Annotated in this window: 1 protein-coding gene; it reads left to right on the forward strand. The window is 74.7% G+C overall.

Annotated features, from left to right (window positions below):
- Window positions 1-6,599: amino acid adenylation domain-containing protein (locus VF746_27310; GenBank protein HEX8696156.1), on the forward strand; the 6,599-nt coding region annotated here is incomplete at both ends.

Consider the following 6,599-nt stretch of genomic DNA (forward strand, 5'->3'; position numbering starts at 1 on the left):
GCGAGCTGCTGGGCCGGGTGCGCGAGACGGCGCTGGGCGCGTACGCGCACCAGGAGGTGCCGTTCGAGCGGCTGGTGGACGAGCTGGACGTGGAGCGCAGCCTGGGCCACACGCCGCTCTTCCAGGTGCTCTTCACCCTCCGGACGAACGACGAGGGGCGCGTCCGGGCGGCGGAAGCGGAGCACGACGGGCCGCCGCCGCGGGGAGGGCTGCGGTCGGAGGCGCTGAACACCGAGAGCGGGACGGCCAAGTTCGACCTGGACCTGGGGATGGTCGACGACGGGACGCTGCTCTCCGGCAGGCTGGAGTACCGCGCCGGGCTGTTCGAGCCGGCCACCATCGAGCGGATGCTGGGCCACCTGCGGGTGCTGCTGGCCGAGATGGCGTCCGCGCCGGAGCGGCGGCTCTCCGAGCTGCAGCTGCTCCCCGAGGCGGAGCGGCGGCTGGTGGTGGAAGAGTGGAACGCGACCGCGGCCGCGGTGCCGGCCGGGGCCGTGTACGAGCTCTTCGAGGCGCAGGCCGCGCGCACGCCCGAAGCCGCGGCGCTCGTCTCCCGCGCAGGCGAAACGCTCACCTACGCGGAGCTGGACGCGCGGGCGAACCGGCTCGCCCGCCACCTGCGCGGGCTGGGCGTCGCTCCCGACGTGCGGGTGGGGATCTGCCTGGAGCGCGGGGTGGAGATGGTGGTCTCCACCCTGGCCGTGCTGAAGGCGGGCGGGGCATACGTCCCGCTGGACCCGGCGTACCCGGCCGAGCGGCTGGCGTACATGCTGGAGGACTCCGCGGCGGCGGTGCTGCTGACGGACTCGCGCCTGGCCGAGCGTCTCCCCTCTCGTGATGCCACCGTCGTTCTCCTGGACCAGGCGGCGGAGGAGATCGAACGCGAGTCCGCGGAGCCGCTGCGGGTGGCGGTGCGTCCCGAGAATCTCGGCTACGTGATCTACACTTCCGGGTCCACCGGCCGGCCCAAGGGAGTGGCCCTGCCGCAGGCGGCGCTGGTGAACTGGGCCGGGTGGCTGCGCGGGTCGCTCACGGGCGGCGCGCGCACGCTCCAGTTCGCCTCGCTGAGCTTCGACGCGAGCTTCACCGAGATGTTCTCGGCGTGGAGCAGCGGCGGCGCGGTCCACCTGATCACGGAAGACGAGCAGAAGGACGCCGGCGCGCTGGTGCGGATCCTCGATCGGGAGCGCATCGAGTGCGCGGTGTTCCCGGTGGTGATGCTGCAGCAGATCGCCGAGGAGGTGCAGGGGACCGAGGATCGGCTGGCATCGCTGCGCGACGTGATGGCGACCGGCGAGCAGCTGCACGTCACCCCCGGCGTCGTGCGCCTCTTCCAGGCGCTCCCCGAATCTCGTCTGCACAACCACTACGGTCCCTCGGAGACGCACGTCGTCACCGCCCACCTGCTGGGTGAAGACCCTGCCTCCTGGCCCAGCCACCCGCCGATCGGCCGGCCCATCTCCAATACCCGGATCTACCTGCTGGATACGACGCTCCAGCCCGTGCCGATCGGCGTGCCGGGCGAGCTGTACATCGGCGGCGTGGGCCTGGCGCGGGGATACCTGAACCGGCCGGCGCTGACGGCGGAGCGCTTCGTCCCCGATCCCCTCAACACCGCGCCCGGCGCGCGGCTGTATCGCACGGGCGACATCGCGCGCTGGCGGGCGGACGGCGAGATCGAGTACCTGGGCCGCGCCGACCACCAGGTGAAGATCCGCGGCTTCCGCGTGGAGCCCGGCGAGGTGGAGTCGCTGCTGGGCCGGCATCCGGGCGTGCGCGAGGTGGTGGTCGTCGCGCGCGAGGACCGGCCCGGCGAGAAGCGGCTGGTGGCGTACCTGGTTCCCGCCGATGCGCCGCCCTCTGGAAACGAGCTGAGGAGCTGGCTGCGCGAGCGGGTGCCGGAGTACCTGGTCCCCTCCGCGTTCGTGGCGCTGGAGGCGCTGCCGCTCACGCCCACGCGCAAGGTCGACCGCAAGGCGCTCCCGGCTCCCGAGGGGCGCGAGGACGCGGCCGTGTACGTGGCGCCGCGCACCGCGGTCGAAGAGGTGCTGGCGGAGATCTGGAGCGAGCTGCTGGGGCTGGAGCGGGTGGGGGTCGAGGACAACTTCTTCGCGCTGGGCGGGCACTCGCTCATCGCCACCCGCATGGTCTCGCGGGTGCGCCGGGCGTTCGGGGTGGAGCTGCCGCTGCGCGCGGTCTTCGAGGCGCAGACGGTGCGCGCGCTCGCCGCACGCGTCGAGGCGCTCCGGAGCGGCGGGGCGACGCTGGACGCGCCGCCGGTCGTGCCCGTGCCGCGCGACCTCGAGCTGCCTCTCTCCTTCGCGCAGCAGCGGCTGTGGTTCATCGACCGGCTGGAGCCGGGGAGCACGGCGTACAACCTCCCGGTGGCGCTCCGGCTCGCGGGCGAGCTGGACGTCGGCGGGCTGGCGTGGGCGCTCACGGAAGTGGTGCGGCGCCACGAGGTGCTGCGCACCACCTTCGGCACCGGCGTGGACGGAGAGCCCGTGCAGGTGGTCCACGCGCCCGCGCCGGTGCGCCTGCCGGTGGTGGACCTCTCCACGATCGATCCGGCGGAGCGGGAAGCCGTCGTCGCGCGGCTGGCGAACGAGGAGGCGGCGCGGCCCTTCGACCTGGCGCGCGGGCCGGTGCTGCGCTGCGCGCTCCTTCGTCTCGGCGACGCGGAGTCGGTGGTGCTCTTCACCCTGCACCACATCGCCAGCGACGGCTGGTCGATGGAGCTGCTGCAGCGCGAAGTGACGGCGCTGTACGAGGCCCGGGCGCGCGGGGAGGATGCGAATCTTCCCGAGCTGCCGGTGCAGTACGCGGACTACGCGGTGTGGCAGCGGCGCTGGCTGGAGGGCGAGGTGCTGGAGCGCCAGGTGGCGTACTGGCGCGAGCGGCTGGCCGGGGCGCCCGCCGTGCTGGAGCTGCCGACCGACCGCCCGCGTCCCGCGGCGGCGGACCCGCGCGGCGCGAGCCACGTCTTCGCGCTCTCGCCGGAGCTGTCCCGGGCGCTGCGGGAGCTCTCCCGGCGCGAGGGCGCCACGCTCTACATGACGCTGCTGGCCGCGTGGAGCTCTCTCCTCGGCCGCTACGGTGCGGGCGAGGACGTGGTGGTGGGGACGCCGGTGGCGGGGCGCACGCGGCTGGAGACGGAGAACCTGATCGGCTTCTTCGTCAACACGCTGGTGATCCGCACCGGGCTGGAGGGCGACCCCGCCTTCCGCGAGGTGCTGGCGCGCGTGCGCGAGGGCGTGCTGGAGGCGCAGGCGCACCAGGACGTGCCCTTCGAGCGGCTGGTCGACGAGCTGGACGTGGAGCGCAGCCTCTCGCACACGCCGCTCTTCCAGGTGCTGTTCACCTTCGAGCAGAAGACGCTCGGCGACGAGGGCGGGCTGCGGCTCGGCGGCGCGGGCATCGCCCCGGTCGACTCCGGCAGCGGGACGGTCAAGTTCGACCTCACGCTGGGGATGAGCGACCTCGGCGAGCACGTCGCGGGCTGGCTGAGCTACCGCGCGGAGCTCTTCGACGCGGCGACCGTGGAGCGGCTGGCCGGCCACCTGGCGCGCCTGCTGGAACAGGCGGCGGCCGATCCCGACCTCCGCCTCTCCGAGCTGGAGCTGCTGGACGAGGCCGAGCGGCGCCGGGTGCTGGAGGAGTGGAACGCGGCGGAGACGATCGTCGCGGAGCGCACGCTCCACCAGCGCTTCGAGGAGCAGGCGGCGCGCACGCCCGGCGCGGCGGCCGTCGCCTTCCAGGACCAATCGCTCACCTACGCCGAGCTGAACGCGCGGGCCAACCGCCTGGCGCGCCGCCTCCGCCGCCTGGGCGTGGGCTCGGAGACGGTGGTGGCGCTGTGCGTGGAGCGCTCGCCGGAGCTGGTGGTGGGGATCCTGGGCATCCTCAAGGCGGGCGGGGCGTACCTGCCGCTGGACCCCGACTACCCGCCCGAGCGGCTGCGCTACACGCTGCAGGACGCGGGCGCGCGGGTGCTGCTCACCCAGGCTGCGCTCGACGGCCGGCTGCGGGAGGTGGCGGGCGATTCGCTCTCGGTGTTGCACCTGGACGCGCCTGAAGCTGACGGCGAGGCGGAGTCCTTGTCCGACCTGCAGCCTCTCGCGGGCCCGGAGAACCTGGCGTACGTGATCTACACCTCCGGCTCGACGGGCCGTCCCAAAGGCGTGCAGGTCACGCACGGCAACGTGCTGCGGCTGATGGAGGCGACCGAGCCGTGGTTCGGCTTCGGGGCGGGCGACGTGTGGACGCTCTTCCACTCCTCCGCCTTCGACTTCTCGGTGTGGGAGATCTGGGGCGCGCTCCTCTACGGCGGCCGTCTCGTCGTCGTGCCGTTCTGGGTGACGCGCGAGCCGGAGGCGTTCCGCGCGCTGCTCTCGCGCGAGGGGGTCACGGTGCTCAACCAGACGCCCTCCGCCTTCCGGCAGCTGATCGAGGCGGACCGGACGATGGGCGACGAGGCCGGTCCCCTGGCGCTGAAGTGGGTGGTCTTCGGCGGCGAGGCGCTGTCGCTGGAAGCGCTGCGGCCGTGGATCCAGCGGCACGGGGACGAGTCGCCGCGGCTCGTCAACATGTACGGGATCACCGAGACCACCGTGCACGTCACCTGGCGCACGATCACCCGCGGGGACGTGGAGCGGGGCGAGGCGAGCGTGATCGGCGGCCCGATCCCCGACCTGCGGCTCTACCTGCTGGACGCGGCGCTGCGGCCGGTGCCGCCGGGTGTCGCGGGAGAGATCCACGTGGGCGGCGGCGGGGTGGCGCGCGGCTACCTGGGACGGCCGGCGCTGACGGCGGAGCGCTTCGTCCCCGACCCGTACAGCGGGGTCCCGGGGGCGCGGCTCTACCGCTCGGGCGACCTGGCGCGGCGGCGGACGGACGGCGAGCTGGAGTACCTGGGGCGCGGCGACCAGCAGGTGAAGGTGCGGGGCTTCCGCATCGAGCCGGGAGAGGTCGAGGCGGCGCTGCTGCGGCACCCGGGCGTGCGCGAGGCGGTGGTGGCGGCGCGGGACGACGGGCCCGGGGAGAAGCGGCTGGTGGCGTACGTGGTGGCGGAGGGCGCGTGGCCGGGGGCGGAGGCGCTCAGGGCGCACCTTTCCACGCAGCTTCCCGGCTACATGGTGCCTGGCGCGCTCGTCGCGCTGGACGCGCTGCCGCTCACCCCCAACGGGAAGGTGGACCTGCGGGCGCTGCCGGCGCCGGAGGCGGCGGGCGGGGAGCGGGCGTACGTGGCGCCGCGCACGGCCGCCGAGGAGGTGCTGGCGGAGATCTGGAGCGCGGTGCTGGGCGTGGAGCGGGTGGGGGCGGAGGACAACTTCTTCGAGCTGGGCGGCCACTCGCTGTCGGCCACCCGCATGGTCTCGCGGGTGCGCCGGGCGTTCGGGGTGGAGCTGCCGCTGCGCGCCGTCTTCGAGGCGCAGACGGTCCGCGGGCTGGCCGGGCGCGTGGAGGCGCTGCGGAGCGGCGGAGCGGGGGTGGAGGCGCCGCCGGTCGTCCCCGTGCCGCGCGAGGGCGGCCTTCCGCTCTCCTTCGCGCAGCAGCGGCTGTGGTTCCTGGACCGGCTGGAGCCGGGGAGCGCGGTCTACAACATCCCGGTGGCGCTCCGGCTCGGGGGCGAGCTCCACGCCGCCGGGCTGGCGTGGGCGCTCACGGAGGTGGTGCGGCGCCACGAGGTGCTGCGCACCACCTTCGGCGTCGGCGCAGACGGCGAGGCGGTGCAGGTGGTCCACGCGCCCGCGCCGGTGCGGCTGCCGGTGGTGGACCTCTCCGCGGTGGACGCGGCGGAGCGCGAGAGCGTCGCCGGGCGGCTGGTCCGCGAGGAGGCGGCGCGGCCCTTCGACCTGGCGCGCGGCCCGGTGCTCCGCTGCGCGCTGCTGCGCCTCGGCGCGGCGGAGTCGATGGTGCTCCTCACCCTGCACCACATCGCCAGCGACGGCTGGTCGATGGAGATCCTGCAGCGCGAAGTGACGGCGCTGTACGGGGCCTGGGCGCGCGGCGAGACGGCGGCGCTCCCCGAGCTGCCGGTGCAGTACGCCGACTACGCGGTGTGGCAGCGCCGCTGGCTGGAGGGCGAGGCGCTGGAGCGCCAGGTGGCGTACTGGCGCCGGCGGCTGGAGGGGGCGCCGGCGGTGCTGGAGCTGCCCGTCGACCGTCCTCGCCCGGCGGTGGCGAGCCGGCGCGGCGCGGGCCACGGCTTCGCGCTCCCGCCCAAGCTGTCGGGCGCGCTGCGGGAGCTCTCCCGCCGCGAGGGCGCCACGCTCTTCATGACGCTGCTCGCCGCGTGGAGCTCTCTCCTCGGCCGCTACGGCGCGGGCGACGACGTGGTGGTGGGGACCCCGATCGCGGGGCGCACGCGGCTGGAGACGGAGGGGCTGATCGGCTTCTTCGTCAACACGCTGGTGATCCGCACCGGGCTGGGGGGCGACCCCACCTTCCGCGAGGTGCTCGCGCGGGTGCGGGACGGGGTGCTGGAGGCGCAGGCGCACCAGGACGTGCCCTTCGAGCGGCTGGTGGACGAGCTGGCGGTGGAGCGCAGCCTCGCGCACACCCCGCTCTTCCAGGTGATGTTCGCGCTGGAGCAGGCG

It is taken from the genome of Longimicrobium sp. (assembly GCA_036389795.1).
GTDB lineage: Bacteria > Gemmatimonadota > Gemmatimonadetes > Longimicrobiales > Longimicrobiaceae > Longimicrobium.